This window comes from Faecalibacter bovis (assembly GCF_017948305.1).
Classification (GTDB): domain Bacteria; phylum Bacteroidota; class Bacteroidia; order Flavobacteriales; family Weeksellaceae; genus Empedobacter; species Empedobacter bovis.
This window is the reverse complement of sequence record NZ_CP072842.1, coordinates 2,471,528-2,492,850: the sequence shown is the minus strand read 5'-3', so window position 1 is coordinate 2,492,850 and position 21,323 is coordinate 2,471,528. Positions and strand designations below refer to the sequence as shown.

Here is a 21,323-nt window from a genome sequence, read left to right as displayed (position 1 = left end):
TCGAATTTCGTTAAACGAAAAACTATATTGAAATGATTTACGAATTCAAAGGATATAAACCCGTTGTTCATCCAACAGCATTTATTCATCCACAAGCAGTGGTAACAGGAAATGTGATTATCGGGAAAGATGTATATATCGGTCCAGGATGTGCTTTACGTGGCGATTGGGGACAAATTATTATCGAAGATAATTGTAATGTACAAGAAAATTGTACAATTCATATGTTTCCAGGAACGACTGTTCGATTAAAAGAAAAGGCACATATTGGTCATGGAGCAATTATTCATGGTGCTACAATCGGACGTAATTGTATGGTTGGAATGAATGCAGTCGTAATGGATAATGTAATCATCGAAGATGAATGTATTATCGGTGCTTTAGCTTTTGTAAAAGCTGATACCCATATTCCAACAAGAAGCGTTGTAGTGGGCAATCCTGCGAAAATCGTAAAACAAGTTTCTGATCAAATGATCGAATGGAAAGATCAAGGAACTCAACAATACATGCAATTACCAAGTGATTGTCATGAAAGTTTAAAACCTTGTGAACCATTAACTGAAGTTCCAGATTACTATTACGAGTCGATGGCGAGTAATTATAAAACTTGGAATGAAACGAAATAATTGTATTATGTAAAATGGATCAAGTATTATGTTATTCTGAAATCGTCACTGAGCGAAGACGAATTGCTACATCACATCAAAACTATGAGATTGTGCTATTATTTCAGATTGACAAAACATAATACTTACGACTTAATACTTATAACTAAACACAACAAACAACATAAAAAATGGCTAATCAATTAGAAAATTATGCTTTAGGACAATGGACAAAAGGTTCGTCTGAAGGGCAAATGTTATATAATGCGATTACTGGAGAAGAAATCGCAACAGCATCATCAGCAGGATTAGATTTCGGTGCGATGATGGATTATGCGCGTACAGTTGGAGGACCAAAATTACGCAAAATGACTTTCCAAGAAAGAGGTTTAATGTTAAAGAAATTAGCATTATACTTAATGGAAAGAAAAGAAGAATTCTATGCAGTTTCTTGGGCAACTGGAGCAACGCGTTCAGATTCTTGGGTTGATATCGAAGGTGGAATTGGTAACTTATTTGCAAACGCATCATTACGCCGCCAATTTGGTGATCAACCTTTTTATGTTGAGGGAGAAACACACAAAATTTCAAAGAATGGAACGTTCTTAGGAACACATATTTTAACACCAAAACGTGGGGTTGCAATTCATATCAATGCTTTCAACTTCCCAGTTTGGGGTATGTTAGAAAAAATTGCAGTTAACTTTTTAGCAGGTGTACCAGCAATTGTAAAACCAGCAGCTATTACATCTTTCTTAACAGAAGCTGTAGTTCGTGCAATTATCGAATCAAACATTTTACCAGAAGGAGCTTTACAATTAATCACAGGTTCTGCAAACGGAATTTTAGACAATGTAGAGTCTGAGGATGTGGTAACATTTACTGGATCAGCTTGGACAGGACAAATGTTAAAAGCACACCCAAGAATTACATCAGAAGGTGTTCCTTTCAATTTAGAAGCAGATTCATTAAATGCGTGTGTATTAGGAGAAGATGTAAAAGTCGGATCTCCAGAATTTGATATTTTCATCAAAGAAGTAACACGTGAAATGACTACGAAAGCAGGTCAGAAATGTACGGCTGTTCGTCGCGCGTTAGTACCAACACATTTAGTAGAAGATGTACAAATTGCATTAGGACAACGTTTAGCTACGACTACAATTGGAGATCCAAATGTGGAAGGTGTTCGTATGGGAGCATTAGCAGGTGCTGCTCAAGTTAAAGAAGTTCGTGATAAAGTTGAAGAATTAGCAAAATCACAAGAAATTGTTTTTGGTGATTTAGATAACTTCGAAGTGAAAGGAGCGGATAAAAACAAAGGATCTTTCATTTCTCCAATTTTATTCTTAAATAACGATCCATTCAATAAAACAGATGTTCACAACATCGAAGCATTTGGACCAGTTTCTACAATTATTCCTTACAACGGAACAGCAGAAGCGGTTGAATTAGTTCGTATGGGTAAAGGATCATTAGTTTGTTCAATTGTAACGGCTGATAACGATATCGCAACAGAATTTGTTTTAAATGCAGGATCTTTACACGGACGTATCGTTATTTTAGATGCAGAATGTATCAAAGAATCAACAGGACACGGTTCGCCATTACCATTATTAGTACACGGTGGTCCAGGTCGTGCAGGAGGTGGAGAAGAAATGGGTGGAAAACGTGGTGTTTTACACTATATGCAACGTACTGCAATCCAAGGTTCACCAAACAAATTAACAGCTGTAACTCAACAATACCAATACGGAGCAGATTACATCGAAGAAGATAAACATCCATTCGCGAAACACTTCGAAGAAGTTAAAGTTGGGGATACATTAATCACAGCGAAACACACAATTCAACAATCTGATATTAATGCTTTCGCTGCATTATCAGGAGATAATTTCTATGCTCACGTTGATGCAACTTCATTAGAAGGAACTATTTTCGAGCGTAATGTTGCGCACGGATATTACTTATTATCTAAAGCAGCAGGTTTATTCGTTTTAGCGAAAAAAGGTCCAGTTTTATTAAACTACGGATTAGATGAGTGTCGTTTCGTAAAACCTGTTTATCCAGGTTCTACAATCGGAGTTCGTTTTACTTGTAAAGAGAAAATCGATCAAGAGAAAAAGGACGAAAATGATATCGCAAAAGGTATTGTTCGTTGGTTAGTAGATATTTATGATGAAACTGGTGAAACAGTTGGAATCGCGACTATTTTAACAATGGTTAAAAAATTAAATCAAGACTAATTTTATTAATTATATAATGTGATAGTTCGTTAATTATCGAATTAATTTTCAAATTATCACATTCTCACATTAACAAATTAAGACATGGAAGCTTACGTAAAATCGGAAATACAAAACGGAATTGGTACTATTGAATTTTACCACTACCAAAGTAATTCAATGCCAGGAAGTCAATTAAGAAACTTGGCAGCTGAAATTGAAAAATTAGGAAACGATGAAACGGTAAAAGTAATCGTTTTAAAAAGTGCTGGAGAGCGTACATTTTGTGCAGGAGCATCTTTCGACGAGTTAATCTCAATCAAAGATCGTGAAACTGGATTAGAATTCTTTTCTGGATTTGCACACGTAATTAACGCGATTCGTAAAGCACCAAAATTTGTTTTAGCACATATTCAAGGTAAAGCTGTTGGAGGTGGAGTTGGTATTGCTTCTGCTGCAGATTATACTTATGCAACACAACATGCATCTGTAAAATTATCTGAATTAGCAGTAGGAATCGGACCTTTCGTAGTTGGACCTGCTGTTGAACGTAAAGTTGGAACTTCAGCTTTTACTCAAATGGCAATTAATGCAACTGAGTTCCAAACAGCAGAATGGGCAAAAGAAAAAGGTTTATACGCAGAAGTTTTTGAAACTATTGAGGAAATGGATGCGTCGATCAATTCTTTAGCTACTAAGTTGGCTAACTCTAATCCAGATGCAATGATGCATTTAAAGCGTGTATCTTGGGAAGGAACAGAAAATTGGGATGAATTATTAATCGAACGTGCGAAAATTTCAGGTGAATTAGTTTTATCGGAATTTACAATCAACGCGATTAACAAATTCAAAGCTAAATAAGATTACTATTTATTGATTGTATTATTTATTATGAGAAAAAAACCACTTCAATTGAAGTGGTTTTTTTGTTTTTATAGTTGATAATATGAATCGTAAAAATGGGAATTTGACTTAAAATAAATCGTTTTAAAATCTGGAGAAAAAATCCAATTAAATCGTTTAATTAAATCTCCTCCAAAGATATTGATATATTGAATTTTTACTTGGCTATCAAAATAAGAAATTGGCACGTTCTTAAATTTAATAGTATTAATGTTTAATTGATTTAATATAGCAGTTTTCGATATAATTTCATTTCCAGCTGCATCGCTAAATTTAGTTTGTCCAGTTGGTTTAATTTTTTCTAATAATTGATTATTTCTTACATACTCGTCCGAGAAAATAATTGCGCCTGAATAACCAGTATGAAACATAAATTCGGATTGGATTGGAAGATTTTCTATCATTGGAAAAAGCTTCAAAAAATAATGATTGATTTTCATACCTCGATTTTAGTTTTTGAAATGTTGTAATCGATTCAGGCATCTCATCATAAACTTTTAATTTATTTGAATCAAAATCAATTTCGAGATATTTATTTTCGAAATATTTCATTCCAATTTTTCCATCTGTTTCATGTCCGGATTGTTGATCGATGAAAATTGGAGTTTTTTTGAATTTTTTTTTACCAAGAATGATCAAATTATTAAAACTCATTGCTTGATCTGAATAACCCGCCCACGAAGTAACATCTTTAATTGTATCATTTAGTTCAATAGTTTTAAACTTTGGTAAACTTTTTTCAATGATAGAAATATAATCAGATCCTGTATGAAACATTAATTGCAAAGTATCTTTATTATTCAAAATCACTGGCAATACAATATTGTTGAATTTCGTAAGACGGAAAGGGATTTCGTTTTGAGGATTTTGAGCATTTGCAATGAAACTCAAAAAAAATAAATAAAAAAATAGGGAAACCTTTCTCATAGAATTCATTTCCCTAAATCTACAACAATTTTTAAATATAAAATTTAAAACAACATTTTGAAATCTTTAGTTTGAAAGAGATCATTAAAAATTGAATTTGTAAATTCGTTTACCTTTGCTTGTGTTTTATTTCCGCTACTAATACGATGTATTCCTAAAGATTTTATTTGGTTGTAATCGTTTAAATTTGGAGTTAAAAATATGTTCAAAGCAATATTAACGGTTTGTAATAACGTTCTGATTTCGTGTTCGTCTTCGATTAATGGTACAAATATGCCATCGGCTCCAGCTTCTTCATAAATTTGTGCACGATTCAACGTTTCATTAAATGCTTCAGGATGTTTTGTTGTGTATGTATCAATTCTTGCATTAATAAAAATGTCTTTACCTTTTGAATGCAAATGTGATTTGATTGATTTTATTTTGTTTTCTAAAATACTTGTATCGGCTAATTGACGAGCTGCACCATTAGTAATTCCATCTTCTATATTAATACCGCTAACACCAATATCAACCAGTTTTTCGATATAATTGTTTAGAGTGTTTAAATCTTCTGTATAACCAGCTTCAATGTCCAAAGAAACAAGGAGTGGAGTAGTGCTTGAAATACGTTTTGCAATATAAAAAAGTTCTTCAAAATCCATCGTTTGCCCATCTTTATGTCCAAGCATATCAGCAATTGGATGACTAGAAGCGGCTGCAACAGTAAATCCAGCTTTTTCAGCAGCATTTGTACTTATCACATCCCAAACATTTGCAACAAGTAATGGTTCATTTTTGTAGTGTAACTTTTTAAATTCTTGATATTTATTCATAATGTTTTTTTTTAATTGAATCAATAATTATGCTAAACATTAATATATTTAAATAATATAATCTATCGTATTACTAGGATTATATTGTTATTTCTAATGAAATTTAATCAAAAAAGGGGTGAAAATCCGAAAATAAAAAAAAAATCGAACACTAAATGCTCGATTTTTTTACTTCTATATTTTCAATAATTTTATCAAATTCAAAAGGGGAGAACCACTCCACAGATTCATCTTTTTTAAACCATGTCATTTGACGTTTAGCAAATCGACGAGTATTTTTCTTAATTTCTTCGATTGCGAATTCTTTAGTAATATTACCCTCGAAATAGTCGAATAATTCTCGATAACCCACAGTTTGCAAAGCGTTTAATTCTTTTAAATGAAATAAATTTTTAGCTTCACTCAACAAACCGTTATTCATCATAATATCAACTCGTTTGTTAATTCGGTCATACATTTCTTCTCGTGGTAATTTTAATCCAATTTTAATAATATTAAAAAATCGCGGATTAGTATTTTGATTTCTAAAAGATGAAAATGGTTTTCCTGTTCCTCTAATTATTTCTAAAGCACGAATAACTCGTTGTTTATTTTGAATATCAACTTCGTTATAATAAGTTAAATCTGCCGCTTTTAATTCTTCTTGAAGTTTTTCAATACCAAATTCTTCCAATTCTTTATTTAAATCTTCACGAATTTTAGGATCTACATCAGGAAAAGAATCAAAACCAACAGTAATCGCTTTTTCGTATAATCCAGAACCACCAACCATGACACAAACGTCATTTTCTTTGAAATAATTTTGTAAAAAGGCAAGTCCATCGCGTTCAAAATCTCCAACAGAATAATCCCCATTTATTGAAATATTTTGTATGAAATGATGTTTAATTTCAGCCAATTCATCATCCGAAGGTACTGCTGTTCCAATTTTCATTTCTTTATAAAATTGTCGACTATCGCAAGAAATAATCTCGCAATTAAAGTGTTTCGCAACCTGAATAGCTAAATTAGTTTTCCCAATTGCAGTTGGACCAACAATACTGATAAGTGTTTTTGTATGTGATAAATTTTGCATTTTCTTATTTCAACCTTCGTTTAATAGGCATGCAAGATAGTTTGTATTTTTAGGATAGAAAAATAGTATGAAAAAAGTCCGTTCAATTTGAACGGACTTAGAAATAATTTTATCTTATGATTTTAGCATCTTCTACATGCTCATATTTTTTATGATTTGATTCCCATTGCAAGAAATTGATAACTTCTTTATCAAAATATTTCATTCCGAACATTAGAATACCAAAATCATCAATTAATCCAAATGGCCCTAATAATGCTTCTGGCAAAATGTCAATTGGTGATACAATGTATAACACTGAAAGAAATCCAAATATTAGATTTGATAATTCAGGTTTGTACTGTTTTTTTCTGAAAGCTGACACCATTCTGAAAAAAGCTTTTACTTTATCAAAGAAAGATTTGTCTTGTTGTGCTTTCATCGCAGCAGCACCTGCTACTTTAAAAAACTTAGATTTGTTCATTTTCAATATATAAAAATTTAATTAACGTACTATGTATTACAAAGTATATGCCAAAACAATATTTAGTTTTATTAATAGATTATTAAATTTGAAAAGATTTTAATCTTCACTATCAAACGCTTCTTCCTCAAATTCTCCTTGGTCATTTTTTGCAAAAGCAATTCCGTGTGGAGCCTCTAAATATGGGATAATGCTTTTATCATAATGAGCAATAATATTGATATTCATTAACTCGATATTCGCTTCATTGTCTAAATAATCTTCATCTTCATCACCAGCAAAAAAACGCCATCCACTGTCTTGTTTGTTGTCAGGTTCTTCACGATACATGTAGTTAATTGATTGTCCATCAACTAATATTCTGTCAGTTACTAATCCATAACCCATAGGTTTTGTAATTATTTCACTCACTTCATCCATGCTTTTTAAGAAAATTTTATCTTTCATTTTGTGTATTCAAACTCTTTTCGCAAAGATTGTTATAAAATATGAAACAGCATTCTAAAAAAATTATAATTTAATAAAAAAGCCCTAGAAATATCTAAGGCTTTTGGTTTATAAACTATAAAAATCTTTTGGTTTGTAAGGACTTGGTACCTGTTCTTGCTCGTTAATTAATTGTTTCAAATTAATATCTATAGTTGTTGCAATAGATGTTACAGGAATATCAGATGGTCTATTTTCGAATGGATCTTGCATATGTGTTGCAGTTTTCTCTAACAATAAAAATGTTGAAGAAACTACAATTAATAAAGGAAGTTCAAAAACACTATTTATCTCACCAAGTGCTAATGATAAAGTAATTACGAAAATATATATCATAAAATGCAGTAACATACGATAAGTCATAGGGAAAACTGTGTTTTTGATGCGTTCTGCCATTCCCATAGAATCTGAAAATCTGCTCAAAATATTTGATAATTGTACATGGTTAAATTCAGATAATTGATTCTTATTTTTCAGTTCAGCTAAATGCAAAGTATTTAATTGTAAAATACCTAATGGTTTGTTTTGATGATTTGATAAGTGGTTTCTTTCATTTTCATCAATCAAATTTTCAGTGTTTTCTAAAGGATTTAATCCTCTTAAATTCTGTCCTAACGAATAACACCAAGCAATTTGTCTGTAAGTTATTTTTCTAATATCATCTTTATTATCATCCGATAAAAAAGATTGTAAGTACAAAACCAAAGTTCTACTATCGTTTACAATGGCTCCCCAAACTTTACGAGCTTCCCACCATCTGTCATAAGATTGGTTTAATTTGAATGATAAAATTACAGAAATGGCAGTACCAATAAACGCTGGGATAGATAAGGGCATTTCAGGAATATAATCTCTGAATTGACTGGCAAGAAATTTTACTATAATAGCAATTACTACAACATAGATTAATTCAATTTTAATCTTTTTGATAATGTAAGTAAACGGAATTTTAGTATTTAAAAGCATAAATGAATAAAAAATTCAATTTTTATTCCAATTATCAAGAATAAAACCAATATTGTTTTGCAATATTAATTTAATGTTAAGTTTAATTTTTAATTCATATCAAATTTTGAAGAAATGAATAATTATAAATCTAAAATTCTAAGGTTTACTAATAAGTTTTATTTTAAATTTGTACTTTTAAATAGTTACTTATTATATAATTAAATGAGTTTAGAAGATCAACTAAAAGCATTATTTCCTGATCATATTCCTACTGTAGAAGAGGAAGTACAAGAAGAAGCACATGAATTATGGATTCAGAAAGAACCTTTAATTTGTAAGTTTGAAAAACGAAAAGGAAAGGTAAATACTATCATAGAAGGTTACGAAGGAGAAATTGAAGATTTTAAACTTTTAGCCAAAGAAATTAAACAATTTTTAGGAGTTGGTGGTAGTTTTAAAGACGAACAAATCATAATTCAAGGTGATTATCGAGATAAGATTATGGCCTATCTTAAGGACAAAGGATTTAAAGTGAAAAGAGTAGGTGGTTAATAACTTTTTTTGATAGATTAACTTTTCAGTAGTATCTTAGTTGTTTATTTTTAATATTAAATACCATGAGTAAAGCATCATCAGAATTGATATTAAATGCAGACGGGAGTATTTACCATTGTAATATTAGACCAGAACATTTAGCAGACATAGTAATTACGGTTGGAGATCCTAATCGTGTAGAAAGAGTGTCACAACACTTTGATTCAATAGAACATAAGGCTTCGAAAAGAGAAATTGTAACACATACAGGTACTTACAAAGGTACGCGTATGACTGTAATTTCGACAGGAATGGGAACTGACAATATTGATATTGTTTTTTCTGAATTAGATGCTTTAGCAAATATTGATTTAGCTACAGGCGAGATTAAATCAGACTTTAGAAAATTATCTTTCGTACGTTTAGGTACATCAGGAGCTTTACAAGCTGATATTCCAGTAGATTCTTATGTGATTGGTTCTCATGGTCTTGGTTTAGACGGGTTATTACATTATTATAAAGGAAGTGAAGATGTAATGATGCCAGAGGTTGAAGATGCTTTTATTTCTCACGTGAATTGGTCTGATAAAAAATCTCGTCCATATTTAGTAGAAGCTTCAGCATCTTTAATGAATAAATTAGCTTCTGATCAAACAAAACAAGGGATTACTGCAACTGCATGTGGATTTTACGGTCCTCAAGGTCGTTTTTTAAGATTAGAACCAAATCCATCTGATATTAATGAATACTTAACATCATTTTCTTATAATGATTTGAGAATCACAAATTTTGAGATGGAAACATCTGCAATTTATGGTTTAGCAAAAATGATGGGACATGAAGCGTTATCATTAAATGCGATTGTAGCCAATAGAATTTTAGGAGAATTTAGTCAAGATCCTTATACAACTGTAGATAATATGATTGTATATGCTTTGGATCGATTAGCACTATAAAATCAAATTATAATAAAAACCGGTATACAAAGTATATCGGTTTTTTTTTGAATATGAATACAAAAGATCAACAAAAGCTCTGGACTCCAAGTTTTATTTTTGCTTGTTTGGCAAATTTATTAACAGGTGTTGCGTTTTACCAAATTAGTGTAACACTGCCATTTTTTATAATCGAACAATTCAAAGTTGATAAAGCAGAAATGAGTATCATCATCTCATCTTATGTTTTAGCAGCACTTTTCATTCGGCTATTTTCTGGATATTTAGTCGATAATTTTTCAAGAAAAAAAGTCTATTTAATTTCATTCATTTTATTTGTATCTCTATTTTTAGGTTACACTATTGCATCTTCCATTGCATTTATTTTTATACTTCGAATTTTTCATGGATTAAGTTGGGGAGTGATCACAACATCAAGTAATACTTTGGCAATAGATTTATTACCAGCCAAAAAAAGGGGAGAAGGAATTGGATATTATGGATTGATGTCTACTTTGGCAATGTCAATTGGACCAATTATCGGAATGTATATTTATGAAAATTACTCGTTTAACTATATTTTTTATTCCGCTTTAATTTTTGGAATTATTGGGATTATCAGTGTAATTTTTATAAAAGATCCGAATGTAAAAATTAAGTCTATCAAACCAGAATCAACTAAAATATCATTAGATAAATTCATTATAACTTATGCAATTCCTTTAGCAATCAATGTTCTAATTTTAGAAATTACTTATGGTGCGTTATACACTTTTGGTGTAATGTATGGTAAAGAATTAAATATTTCCGGTGCAAGTTATATGTTTTTAAGCATCGCACTTGGTATTGCTTCATCAAGAATTTTTAGTGGAAAATTAATAGATCGTGGTTGGATTAACCAAGTTAATATTTTAGGAATTTCGTTTATAGCTTTAGGATATTTTTTTATAGCATTTCCGTATTTTGATTGGTTTTATTTTTTAGGAGCTTATTTAATTGGATTAGGATTTGGAGTTTCAATTCCAGCTTTTCAAACACAATTTATGAATATGACTTCACCTGAAAAAAGAGGAACTGCGAATTCAACTTTTTTCATTGCGATTGATTTAGGTTTAGGAATTGGAATGGTTGCTGCAGGAAAATTTGTAAATTCTTTAGGCTTTCAAATGCTATTTTTAGTATCAGGAATTCTATGTGTTTTGGCAGTTTTATACTATTATTTTATTTCATTGCGTATGTATAACAAACATAAAAAGGTTTAAATATTAAAAATTTCATTTAACATAATATATGTCAATTTAAATAAAAAAATCCATCTTTTAAGATGGATTTTTTTATTTATTGGTACATTAATTTTTGAGCCTGATCTATTGCAGCATCGGTGATATCTGAACCAGAAATCATCTGAGCAATTTCTCTAAGTCGTTCATTTTCTGATAATTCAACAACATTAGTCTTCGTCATTTCATCAACAACTTCTTTGTAAACTTTGATTTGATAATTACCTTTTGAAGCTACTTGTGGAAGGTGTGTAATGACTAAAAGTTGCATATTTTCAGCCATAGATTTCATTACTTTTCCAGTTTCGTTTGCAACTTTACCAGAGATTCCTGTATCAATTTCATCAAGAATTAACGTTGGTAAATGTGTATGTGTAGCAAGTAACTTCTTGATTGCCAGCATCAAACGTGAACGTTCACCACCAGAAACCGATTTTTCAAAAATACGTGGTTCCATTCCTTTATTTGCTGAAAATAGAAATTGAACTTGATCTTTTCCAGTAGGAGTAAAATCTGAAACTTCATCTAATTGAATAGTCAATTGAGAATTTTCCATTCCTAATTGAGCTAAAGTTGCTAAAATATTATCCTTAATTGTATTAATCGAACTTAAACGATTTTTACGAATTTTTTGAGCTAATTTTTCTAAATTTTCTCCAATTAAATTTAATTGCTTCGTTAATTGAATAATTAAATCACTTAAATTATCAAAACCAGAAGTTTGAGTTTCTAGTTGATCGCGTACAATTATTAATTCGTCAATTGTATTCGAATTATGTTTTCTTAATAAACGATGTAATAAATCAAATCGTTCATTTAGCTCTTGTAATTTTTCTGGATTTAATTCCGTACTATCAATTCTTGCTTGTAATTCACTTGCAATATCATCCAATTCAATTTTAGAAGAAATCATACGTTTATACAAATCTTCTATATCAGAAGCATAACCTGTAATTTTGTTAATTTTATTACTCGCTTCGTTTAATTGTGAAACGATTCCCATTTCTGGATGATCCAAAAATTGATAAGCTTCTCCTAAAGTAGAAAGAATTTCCTCCACATTAGCAAGTGCTTTAATTTCTGTTTCTAAATTTTCTAACTCGTCTGCTCTTAAATTTGCATTACTTAATTCTTCCCAAAGATGAAGTTTGTAATCTAAATCTTGCGATTGATTCTCTAAAGAATATTGAGCTTCTTTAATTTTCTTTCTAACATTTACATATTCAGTATAAGACTTTTTATACTCTTTCAGTAAATCTTTATTTTCACCGTAAATATCTAACATGCTTAATTGGAAATCATGTTCGAAAATTTTTGGAGTATTAAATTGTGAATGAATATCAATTAATTGTTCAGACAGTAAATGTAGATCATTAATTTTTACAGGAGTATCATTGATAAAAGCACGTGATTTTCCTGAAGGTAAAAGTTCACGACGTAAAATAGATTCATCTTCGTAATCTAAATCATGTTCTTCAAAAAAATCTTTTAAATCTAAATTTTTGATGTCAAAAACAGCTTCAATAATACATTTTTCATTACTGTTTTTCAATGCTTTAAGATCAGCTCTTTCACCAAGAACTAATTTTAAAGCACCCAAAAGAATTGATTTTCCTGCTCCGGTTTCCCCTGTAATAGTGGTCATACCTTGTTGAAAATCGATTTCTAATTGATCTATAATTGCAAAATTATTGACGCGTAATGTTTTAAGCATTTCTATTTTTTCAAATTATTCCAAATACTAGAATTCTTAGGAGAAATTGAATTAAAAGTTTCTTTTAATTTCTCAATATTAACAGTTGAAACTTGACCTCCTCCAAAGATTTTACCAATTTCATCTTTTTTAGCTGTTATGAAAATTTCTAAAGGATAGAATTGAGCATAACTTCCTTTTGTGTAAAACTCTAATTGTAATAATGCATTACCAATCGCATTTTTACCACGTAATTCATTATCAGCCATGATATCTAAACCATTACGATGATATTGATAATTTAAAGTTCTTAACGTTTTATTGTCAGCTTTTAAAATGTTATTAATCAATGAAGTACGTGATTGTAATCCATCCAATTCACTCCAGCCACTAAAGCGAGAACTTTGTCCAAAGCTTGAGATGCGCTGAGCTGTTTTAAAATATTCAGTTCCGCCATCGCGTGCAAATGAATCTGCATCAAAACCTAAAATCAAATAAATATAATATGTAATTACATCTGTAAGATTTTTACCACTAAACTTTCTTTCATTAAAAATTAATTCTTCATATTCTGTATATTCGAATGTGAAGTTTGTGTCATTCAAATTTAATAAAGGAGTGTAGTACGTCGAGTTGAAAACAGGGCGACGAGATTGAACTTGGATACTAGCCGTGTATCTGTTATTTTCTCTTTTTGAAACTAAAATTAAAAAATTAGCTTCTATTCTTTCATGTGGTTTTAAACGATCATCAGTCCATTTTGTTGAATTAATAAAATTAATTAATGAACGTTGTAATGTTTCATAAACCTGTGTATTAGAACTTTGTACTTGTGAATAATCCACCTTTACATCTGCAATAATACTTTGCGAAAGAGCAACTGCACAAACACATACAGAAAAGAATAATGATGCTAATTTTCTCATTTTATAGTTTTTTTACAATGACATTTAGGATATCTTTTGCAACCTCAGCTTTAGATTTTGCTTCAAAAGATTGCATAGACATATCTTTGTCAATAATAGTAATTTTATTGGTATTTTTTTGAAATCCTGCGTCTTTATCTTGTAAAGAATTTAACACGATAAAATCAAGATTTTTCTTTGCTAATTTTCCTTTAGCATATTCTTCTTCATTATTGGTTTCTAAAGCAAAACCAACTAATAATTGATTTTTCTTACTATCACCTAAAGATTTTAAAATATCAGGATTCTTAGTTAACTCAATAGTTAAATCCTCATCATTTTTTTTAATCTTTTGGTTAGCAACTTCTTTTGGTCTATAATCAGCAACAGCTGCAGACATAATTACAACATCAGCTGCATCATATTTTGCATGCATAGCTTCATACATATCACGAGCAGAAACTACATTAATTCTTTCAATTGGAAACCCAGCAACAGATTCGTGACTTGGTCCTGAAATTAAGTGTACATTTGCACCCATCTTAGATGCTGCTTTAGCAATTTCAAACCCCATTTTTCCTGAAGAATAGTTACCAATAAAACGAACTGGATCTATGTTTTCGTATGTAGGACCTGCAGAAACAACAATGTTTTTCCCAAAAAGAGGAAGAGTAGAAGCAATATGATTTTCCATGTAAGAAATAATATTCTCAGGTTCAGCCATACGACCTTCTCCGACTAATCCACTAGCTAATTCTCCACTTTCGGCAGGAATTAAAATGTTTCCATTTTTTACAAGTTGATCAATATTTTCTTTCGTTGTTGGATGTTGATACATATCTAAATCCATTGCAGGAGCAAAAAATACAGGACATTTTGCTGATAAATAAGTCGCCAACACAAGATTATCGCATGTACCATCGGCCATATGAGATAGTGTATTAGCTGTACAAGGAGCAATAATCATATAATCTGCCCAAAATGCATATTCAACATGATTATTCCAATCTCCTTTATCACCAAAAAATTCCCATTCAACAGGATTTTTAGATAAAGTTGAAAGTGTAAGAGGAGTTACAAAATGTTGAGCATCAGGAGTCATAATCACTTTAACTTCAGCACCTTGTTTAATAAGTCCTCTAACAAGAAAAGCGGCTTTATAGGCCGCTATTCCGGCAGAAACTGCCAATAAAATTTTCTTACTATGTAAAACAGACATTATTTATCCTCATTTGGATTTCTGTAGTAAACATCGTTATCTAACCATTCTTTAACCGCAATAGATGTCGGTTTAGGAAGTCTTTCGTAAAATTTAGAAACTTCGATTTGTTCTCTGTTTTCAAATACTTCCTCTAATGAATCAGTATGTGCAGCAAACTCATCTAACTTCTGAATTAATTCAGATTTCATTTCTTGATTGATTTGCTCAGCTCTTTTCCCCATAATAACGATCGATTCGTAAATGTTTCCAGTTTGCTCTTCGATTTTAGTACGGTTGTAAGTTTGTGTTGTCGTTGCAGCACCGATATCTTTGAAATTCATATCAAAAGAATTTTATATAATTAACTTATTTTATTTATTATTTGCGATTGCCTCTTTTTTAGCTTTTTCAATTTCAGCTAATTCTTTTTTGGATTTTTCTAAATCTGCTTCAATATTTTTCAATAATTTTTCAGCTTCTGATTTATATTGTGAATTAGGATAAAATTTACTTAACTGACGGTATTGTGTTCTAGCTTCTTGTAAACGTAAATCTTTATTTTCTATACGGCTAAAATTAATTGCTAATTCAGCTTTAGAACGTAAAGAATACATCATTGCTTCCTCACGGAATTTAGAATCTGGATATTCATCAACCATGTTATCAAAAGCAACTCCAGCTGCTTTATATTTCATGGTTTTGTAATATACTTTACCAATTTCAAAGGCTTTTAATTCTAATTTCTGACGTAGTTCTGTGATGTATTTATTTGCATCATTTACGTGTTCAGAATTAGGGTATGAATTGATAAAACCTTGTAACTCATCAATAGCTGTAAAAGTACTCGTTTGGTCTAAGTTATACTTAGGAGAGTCTTTATAGTATGAAAAAGCTGATAAATACAATGCTTCTTCAGCACGTTTATCCATTGGATATGATCCAGAAAAGTTTTTAAATAAGTGACCCGCTAATTTAAAGTTTTGATCATTAAAGTGTGCATCAGCTGTATTGTAAGCAATATCAGCAGCTTGCTCAGTTCCTACAAAAGATGTTGAAATACGATCATATAATTCAATTGCTTCAGTATATTTCTTTTGGTTATATAACTGAGTTGCAATATTAAAGATCTCATCTTTATCTGTACTTTTCATGGCTTTATTATATTCTTTGTTACAAGAAGATAATGCAAGTCCAACTAAAACTATTAAGGTTAGTTTTTTTAACATTCTGCAAATTTAGTAAAAAAGAAGACTAATGTAAAAAATATTTACATTAATCCCTATTTTATAATAAAAAGTTATTATTCAGCTCCAGCAACATCAAGATTAACGATATCACGGTCAAATAAATATAAACCACCTTTATCGCTACCAATCATTTCTAATTTATCTAACACAGTACGAGCTAAACGTTCTTCTTCGATTTGTTCAGAAACAAACCATTGTAAGAAATTATGAGTTGGGAAATCTTTGTGTTCTAAAGTTAAAAAAACTATTTCGTTGATTGATTCTGAAACAAAAATCTCGTGTTTTAAAATTGCAGAGAATACATCTTTTAAAGATTCAAAGTTTTGTGCTGGTTCTTCGATTTGAGGAACAAAAGCTTTTCCACCACGTTCGTTAACGAATTTGATTAACTTTAACATGTGTGTTCTTTCTTCGTCTGCATGAGAATATAAGAAATTTGAAGTTCCTTCAAATCCTTGACATTCTGCCCAAGATGCCATTGCTAAATATAGTTGAGAAGAATCACCTTCTAATTTAATTTGCTTGTTTAAAGCATCTAAAACTTCTTGCTTAATCATAATGTATTAATTTAAAGATTAAAATTGGTTAAGTAAATCAGCAATTTTTGCCGATAAATTGTCAGTTGCCTGTACTAATGGTAAACGTACATAAGGTTGACAAATACCTCTATTAGCTAAAACAGCTTTGATTCCGATTGGGTTTCCTTCCTCAAAAATAGCACGAGTAATTTCAACTAATTTATAGTGAGAATCATATGCTGCATCAACTTCTTTGTTTAAACCTTTTCGAATCATATCTGTAAATTCAACTGGTAAACCTTGTCCCATTACAGAAATTACACCTTTTCCACCAGCTAAAGTCATTGGTAAAGCAAATTCATCATCACCAGATAAAACAATAAAATCTTCACGCGTATTTAAGCGTAAGATGTTAGTTGATTGTAAAAAATCTGGAGATGCTTCTTTTATCGCAACAATGTTTTTAAACTCATTTGCTAAACGAACAGTAGTTTCTGGTGCAATGTTAGACCCAGTACGTCCTGGAACGTTATATAAAATAATATTTGCATCAGTACTTTCTGCGATAGCTTTGTAATGCTGATAAATACCTTCTTGTGATGGTTTGTTGTAATATGGTGAAACTGTTAAAATTGCAACATAATCAGATAAATCTGTTTCGGCATATTCTTTAATAATTTCAGCTGTACTATTTCCTCCAATACCAAGAACCATAGGAACACGACCATTATTATATTTCTTGATAGCAGAAACAACTTCCTTTTTTTCTTCTTTAGTTAAAGTTGCAGATTCTGCAGTAGTTCCTAAAAGAACTAAATATTCAACACCACCATCGATTGAATAATTAACTAAATTTTCTAAACCGTTGTAATCAACGCTACCATCTTGGTTGAAAGGTGTAACTAAAGCAACACCAGTTCCGAATAATTCTTTCATTTTGTATTAAAAGTTATTTTTTATGAAATCTATGATAAAGGTCGTGATTTAAATTTAAATTTTCAAACCTTAACATTTATTTACAATATGTTTTAAATTAATTTAAAATTAGAGATAAATTGAATAAAAAGCTGCAAATTTGCAAATAATAATTTTCTAAATATCACTTTTCAAAAGTAATCAATAATGAAACTTTTTAAAAATAATATTCTTGCAATTTCTATGATATTGCTTACCTCTTGTAGCAGTTCATATTTGCAGTTAGCACCACAATACAAGCCTAACACAACTATTAATTCTGATATAGAATCTGATCAAGAAATAGTTTCAATCATCAATCCTTATAAAGAAGAATTAAAAGCTAAAATGGATCGCGTATTAGCATACTCGCCAATCGATTTACACAAAAATGGATATTCATCGCCATTGTGTAATTTGGTAGCAGATGTTACTTTTGAATCTATTCAAGATATTTACACGAAACAAAATAAAGGGAAAATTGACGCCATTTTATTAAATCATGGAGGTATTAGAAGAACTTTTACAGCAGGAAATTTAACTGTTGGGAACGTCTTCGAATTAGCACCATTTGATAATGAAATTTTAGTTTTAGATCTAAAAGGTGAAACTATTAAAGAAATGGTAGATTTTTACTTTAAACAAACTGTGGCACATCCAGTGGCTGGAATTACAGCGACTTCTACCGAAGATATTAAAATAGGTGGTCAACCATTAGATTTAAATAAAGTTTATAAAGTTGTTACTAGCGATTATTTATCTACTGGAGGGGACAATATGTTTTTCTTTACTAAGGCTTTAAATAAAGATATCCTAAACATCAAGCAACGCGATATTTTATTAGATTACTTCGAAAAAATTGATACTGTACAAGTTAATACTAACAAAAGAATTTATAATTAATGGAAAGAAGAGATTTTATTAAAAGAACATCTTTAGTAGCTGGATTATCTCTGTTACCTAGTGTTCCATTATTAGCGAATGATAATAATAAAGTAAAACGTATCACGATTTTACATACAAATGATCAACATTCTCGTATTGAACCTTTTGAAGTTTCAGCAAATAAAGTAACATCAGACAAAGGCGGATTTGCTCGTCGTGCAACAATGATTCATAAAATAAGACAAGAAGAAAAAAATGTTTTATTATTTGATGCGGGTGACGTTTTCCAAGGAACACCTTATTTTAACATGTTTGGTGGAGAATTAGAATATAAATTAATGTCGAAACTAGGATATGATGCCGGAACTTTCGGTAATCATGAATTTGACAATGGTTTAGAAGGTTTACAAAAAGCTATACCACACGCAAGTTTTGATTTATTAACTTCTAATTATGATTTTTCTAATACCATTTTAGATGGTTTAACGAAACCTTATAAAATCATCAAAAAAGATGGAATCAAAATCGGAGTTTTTGGGGTAGGTATTGAATTGCACGGATTGGTTGATCCACGCATGTACAAAGAAACTAAATACTTGGATCCAATTGAAATTGCGCAACATTACGCAAACAAATTACGTCACGAAGAAAAATGTGATTTAGTAATATGTTTATCACATATTGGGTATGGATATAAGAATTCAGATCAAGTTTCTGATCGAATTTTAGCTCAAAAAACAAAAGACATCGATTTTATTATTGGTGGTCATACACATACATTTTTACCAGAACCAGAAGTTCATCAAAATGCTGATAATAAACCAGTTTTAGTAAATCAAGTTGGTTGGGCAGGATTGTATTTAGGTCGTATTGATTTTAATTTTCAGAAAGGAAAACTTAAAGGGTTTACATCTTATAAATTAAATGAAATGGTAATTAACGAGTTTGTATAAACAAGTTATATTCATTGATAAATATAAAAGCCACTTTGTTGAGTGGCTTTTATATTTGAATATTTTCTATAAATCCATCATCGGATAACAAATTTTTATTTACTATATGTTTAAAATTTAATAGAGAAAGAGGTAAGGATTCTACGAGAACTATCTTTTTTGCACTCAATTTATATAAATCATTACTAAAAGGTAATTCGGCCCATTCTTTTGTTAAATGATAACCAGATACAATTTTCATATTCTTAGGATTAACTTCTAAAACCATCAAATCATTAAAAGTTTGTATTTCACCAGTAAATGATTCACCTATATAATTCGCTGCAAAATGATAGATTCTATTATTTCCTTTATTAGTTTTGAATTGATTATTTGAGAAATTTTGGTAAGATTTAATTTGTATTGAATTTAAGTCCTTAATAGCTTTTTGATCAATTATAGCATTTTCTTCTATTGAAATTAATTGATATACTTTTTGAGGCAGAGAATAATTAATTTTAACTATAATTTCTTTTTCACCACTATGTAAATCTGGTGAATTAATAAAAATGATTTCATCTATTAAATCAGGGTTTAATTCTAGAAAATTGAAAGTTTTTTTCAAATGAATACTATCGGTTTTTGTATAATAATGTTTTTCATTTATAACGAACCTATCATACTCACTTATAAAATCAATTAAACTATATTGAGAATATACGTTTTGGAATATTAAAAAGAATAGAATTGTAATTTGTTTCATGATATTTTATATAAGTATTTCAAATATACAGATTAATTTATAGAAAATGTTCCGTATATAAACGGAAAAATTGTATCTTTATTACAAAGTTCTAATTATGGCAACAATTGAATTAAAACGTAGAAAAAAAATTATTAATGAATTACCAGAAGTAAATGATTTTACAAACGTATATTTCTACGTAAATCATTATAATGTAGACCAAGAATATATTAAGCTTTTAGATGAATTATCGGGTTTAAAGGACGAAATTATATCTAAATGGTTAAATATTACGACACGAACATACCGTAATTACAAAACCAAAAACGTTTCTTTAAAAGACAATACAAAAGAACATCTTGTATTAATTTTATCTTTATATAAACATGGTTTAGAAGTTTTTAATACAAAAGAAGAGTTTGAACAATGGTTAACTACGCCAAATTTTTTATTGGATCATAAAGCTCCTATGGAATTTTTAGATACGGTTTCTGGGTTGAAATTTATAGATAATCGCTTAACAGCTATTGAATTTGGTGAAAACGTATAAATATGTTCGTTTATAATATTCGAAAAGAAAAATATGCCAATTCGTTGCGTGCGTCTGGAGTTGCCAACAGATGGAACAAAAATGACGAATTTGTTATATATACCGGAAGTTCAAGATCTTTATCAACTTTAGAATTAGTTGTTCATCGTAGTGGAATATCAATCGATAATTCTTACAAATTATTGGTCATCGAAATTAATTGTACAACCGAAGAAATTCTTGAGATTAAAACTTCAGATTTACCAAAGAAGTGGCAAAATGTTGAATCCTACCCAAAATTGCAAGCCATAGGATCTGAATGGTATAAAAGTTTTAAATATTTGGTGATGAAAGTTCCTTCTGCAATTATACCTAAAGAATGTAATTATTTGATTAATACCAAACATCCTGATTTTGAAAAAAAAGTAAAAATTTATGAGATTGAAGATTATCAATGGGATAAAAGATTGCTGTAAATGTATTAATTTAAATATAAAAAGGCGAACCAAATGGTTCGCCTT

At 30.0% G+C, this 21,323-nt stretch carries 25 protein-coding genes; 10 read left to right on the top strand and 15 right to left on the bottom strand.

Annotation, left to right across the window (positions count from 1 at the left end; translation table 11 throughout):
• Positions 1-32: 32 nt before the first annotated feature.
• From J9309_RS12010 to J9309_RS12000, 3 genes are all read left to right on the top strand, one after another.
• Positions 33-626 carry an acyltransferase gene (locus tag J9309_RS12010; protein ID WP_230476125.1) on the top strand — a complete coding sequence of 198 codons (594 nt, stop codon included), beginning with the start codon at positions 33-35 and terminating at the stop codon, positions 624-626.
• Between the two features lie 170 nt (positions 627-796).
• Entirely contained in the window at positions 797-2,848 is a 2,052-nt protein-coding gene (gene paaZ, locus J9309_RS12005) for a phenylacetic acid degradation bifunctional protein PaaZ (protein ID WP_230476124.1), read from the top strand.
• An 84-nt stretch (positions 2,849-2,932) separates the two neighbouring features.
• Complete coding sequence (locus J9309_RS12000) at positions 2,933-3,688, top strand: enoyl-CoA hydratase/isomerase family protein (protein ID WP_230476123.1); 756 nt, start codon at positions 2,933-2,935, stop codon at positions 3,686-3,688.
• 71 nt (positions 3,689-3,759) lie between these two features.
• Here J9309_RS12000 and J9309_RS11995 read toward each other — a convergent pair whose 3' ends face one another.
• The 7 genes from J9309_RS11995 to J9309_RS11965 all read right to left on the bottom strand — a co-directional run bounded on the left by J9309_RS11995 (position 3,760) and on the right by J9309_RS11965 (position 8,462).
• The gene (locus tag J9309_RS11995) at positions 3,760-4,101 is read right to left on the bottom strand and encodes a hypothetical protein (protein WP_230476122.1); all 342 of its coding nucleotides are present in this window, start codon (positions 4,099-4,101) and stop codon (positions 3,760-3,762) included.
• Positions 4,043-4,621: a hypothetical protein gene (locus J9309_RS11990; RefSeq protein WP_230476121.1), complete on the bottom strand. Its 579-nt coding sequence runs from the start codon at positions 4,619-4,621 to the stop codon at positions 4,043-4,045. The genes J9309_RS11995 and J9309_RS11990 overlap by 59 nt, the downstream gene beginning before the upstream one ends.
• 80 nt (positions 4,622-4,701) lie before the next feature.
• Positions 4,702-5,472, bottom strand: coding sequence for an isocitrate lyase/PEP mutase family protein (locus J9309_RS11985; protein ID WP_230476120.1), 771 nt, complete (start codon positions 5,470-5,472; stop codon positions 4,702-4,704).
• A 151-nt stretch (positions 5,473-5,623) separates the two neighbouring features.
• A complete protein-coding gene (gene miaA / locus J9309_RS11980) occupies positions 5,624-6,547 on the bottom strand; it encodes a tRNA (adenosine(37)-N6)-dimethylallyltransferase MiaA (RefSeq protein ID WP_230476119.1) in 924 nt (307 codons plus the stop codon).
• A 109-nt stretch (positions 6,548-6,656) separates the two neighbouring features.
• Positions 6,657-7,010 carry a YkvA family protein gene (locus tag J9309_RS11975; RefSeq protein WP_230476118.1) on the bottom strand — a complete coding sequence of 118 codons (354 nt, stop codon included), beginning with the start codon at positions 7,008-7,010 and terminating at the stop codon, positions 6,657-6,659.
• Between the two features lie 99 nt (positions 7,011-7,109).
• Entirely contained in the window at positions 7,110-7,430 is a 321-nt protein-coding gene (locus J9309_RS11970; RefSeq protein WP_230476117.1) for a DUF2185 domain-containing protein, read from the bottom strand.
• Positions 7,431-7,565: 135 nt separating this feature from the next.
• Positions 7,566-8,462 carry a bestrophin family protein gene (locus J9309_RS11965; protein WP_230476116.1) on the bottom strand — a complete coding sequence of 299 codons (897 nt, stop codon included), beginning with the start codon at positions 8,460-8,462 and terminating at the stop codon, positions 7,566-7,568.
• A gap of 204 nt (positions 8,463-8,666) precedes the next feature.
• Here J9309_RS11965 and J9309_RS11960 point away from each other — a divergent pair, with 204 nt between their 5' ends.
• The 3 genes from J9309_RS11960 to J9309_RS11950 all read left to right on the top strand — a co-directional run bounded on the left by J9309_RS11960 (position 8,667) and on the right by J9309_RS11950 (position 11,175).
• The gene (locus J9309_RS11960) at positions 8,667-8,996 is read left to right on the top strand and encodes a translation initiation factor (protein ID WP_230476115.1); all 330 of its coding nucleotides are present in this window, start codon (positions 8,667-8,669) and stop codon (positions 8,994-8,996) included.
• A gap of 65 nt (positions 8,997-9,061) precedes the next feature.
• A complete protein-coding gene (locus J9309_RS11955; RefSeq protein ID WP_230476114.1) occupies positions 9,062-9,934 on the top strand; it encodes a nucleoside phosphorylase in 873 nt (290 codons plus the stop codon).
• Positions 9,935-9,987: 53 nt separating this feature from the next.
• The gene (locus J9309_RS11950) at positions 9,988-11,175 is read left to right on the top strand and encodes an MFS transporter (protein WP_230476113.1); all 1,188 of its coding nucleotides are present in this window, start codon (positions 9,988-9,990) and stop codon (positions 11,173-11,175) included.
• A 76-nt stretch (positions 11,176-11,251) separates the two neighbouring features.
• Here the strand turns inward: J9309_RS11950 and recN are convergent, their stop codons facing one another.
• The 7 genes from recN to dapA form a co-directional block, all read right to left on the bottom strand.
• Entirely contained in the window at positions 11,252-12,907 is a 1,656-nt protein-coding gene (gene recN / locus J9309_RS11945; protein WP_230476112.1) for a DNA repair protein RecN, read from the bottom strand.
• Between the two features lie 2 nt (positions 12,908-12,909).
• Positions 12,910-13,812 (bottom strand): type IX secretion system protein PorD, encoded by a 903-nt coding sequence (gene porD / locus J9309_RS11940; protein WP_230476111.1) that lies wholly within the window; start codon positions 13,810-13,812, stop codon positions 12,910-12,912.
• A 1-nt stretch (position 13,813) separates the two neighbouring features.
• Positions 13,814-15,010 (bottom strand): bifunctional phosphopantothenoylcysteine decarboxylase/phosphopantothenate--cysteine ligase CoaBC, encoded by a 1,197-nt coding sequence (gene coaBC / locus J9309_RS11935; RefSeq protein WP_230476110.1) that lies wholly within the window; start codon positions 15,008-15,010, stop codon positions 13,814-13,816.
• On the bottom strand, positions 15,010-15,333 hold the full coding sequence (locus J9309_RS11930; protein WP_230476109.1) for a DNA-directed RNA polymerase subunit omega: 324 nt from the start codon (positions 15,331-15,333) through the stop codon (positions 15,010-15,012). Before J9309_RS11930 ends, coaBC begins: the two co-directional genes overlap by 1 nt.
• 30 nt (positions 15,334-15,363) lie before the next feature.
• Positions 15,364-16,218: an outer membrane protein assembly factor BamD gene (locus J9309_RS11925; RefSeq protein ID WP_230476108.1), complete on the bottom strand. Its 855-nt coding sequence runs from the start codon at positions 16,216-16,218 to the stop codon at positions 15,364-15,366.
• 74 nt (positions 16,219-16,292) lie between these two features.
• The gene (locus J9309_RS11920; RefSeq protein ID WP_230476107.1) at positions 16,293-16,796 is read right to left on the bottom strand and encodes a ferritin; all 504 of its coding nucleotides are present in this window, start codon (positions 16,794-16,796) and stop codon (positions 16,293-16,295) included.
• A gap of 18 nt (positions 16,797-16,814) precedes the next feature.
• The gene (gene dapA / locus J9309_RS11915; RefSeq protein WP_230476106.1) at positions 16,815-17,693 is read right to left on the bottom strand and encodes a 4-hydroxy-tetrahydrodipicolinate synthase; all 879 of its coding nucleotides are present in this window, start codon (positions 17,691-17,693) and stop codon (positions 16,815-16,817) included.
• Positions 17,694-17,879: 186 nt separating this feature from the next.
• Between dapA and J9309_RS11910 the strand changes: the two genes are divergently transcribed.
• Positions 17,880-18,614 (top strand): 5'-nucleotidase C-terminal domain-containing protein, encoded by a 735-nt coding sequence (locus J9309_RS11910; protein ID WP_230476105.1) that lies wholly within the window; start codon positions 17,880-17,882, stop codon positions 18,612-18,614.
• Positions 18,614-19,549, top strand: a complete 936-nt coding sequence (locus J9309_RS11905) for a bifunctional metallophosphatase/5'-nucleotidase (RefSeq protein WP_230476104.1) — start codon at positions 18,614-18,616, stop codon at positions 19,547-19,549. The genes J9309_RS11910 and J9309_RS11905 overlap by 1 nt, the downstream gene beginning before the upstream one ends.
• A 49-nt stretch (positions 19,550-19,598) precedes the next feature.
• Here the strand turns inward: J9309_RS11905 and J9309_RS11900 are convergent, their stop codons facing one another.
• Positions 19,599-20,291 (bottom strand): hypothetical protein, encoded by a 693-nt coding sequence (locus J9309_RS11900; protein ID WP_230476103.1) that lies wholly within the window; start codon positions 20,289-20,291, stop codon positions 19,599-19,601.
• Between the two features lie 97 nt (positions 20,292-20,388).
• Here J9309_RS11900 and J9309_RS11895 point away from each other — a divergent pair, with 97 nt between their 5' ends.
• Entirely contained in the window at positions 20,389-20,823 is a 435-nt protein-coding gene (locus J9309_RS11895) for an antitoxin Xre/MbcA/ParS toxin-binding domain-containing protein (protein WP_230476102.1), read from the top strand.
• Between the two features lie 2 nt (positions 20,824-20,825).
• A complete protein-coding gene (locus tag J9309_RS11890; protein ID WP_230476101.1) occupies positions 20,826-21,278 on the top strand; it encodes an RES family NAD+ phosphorylase in 453 nt (150 codons plus the stop codon).
• Positions 21,279-21,323 lie beyond the last annotated feature (45 nt).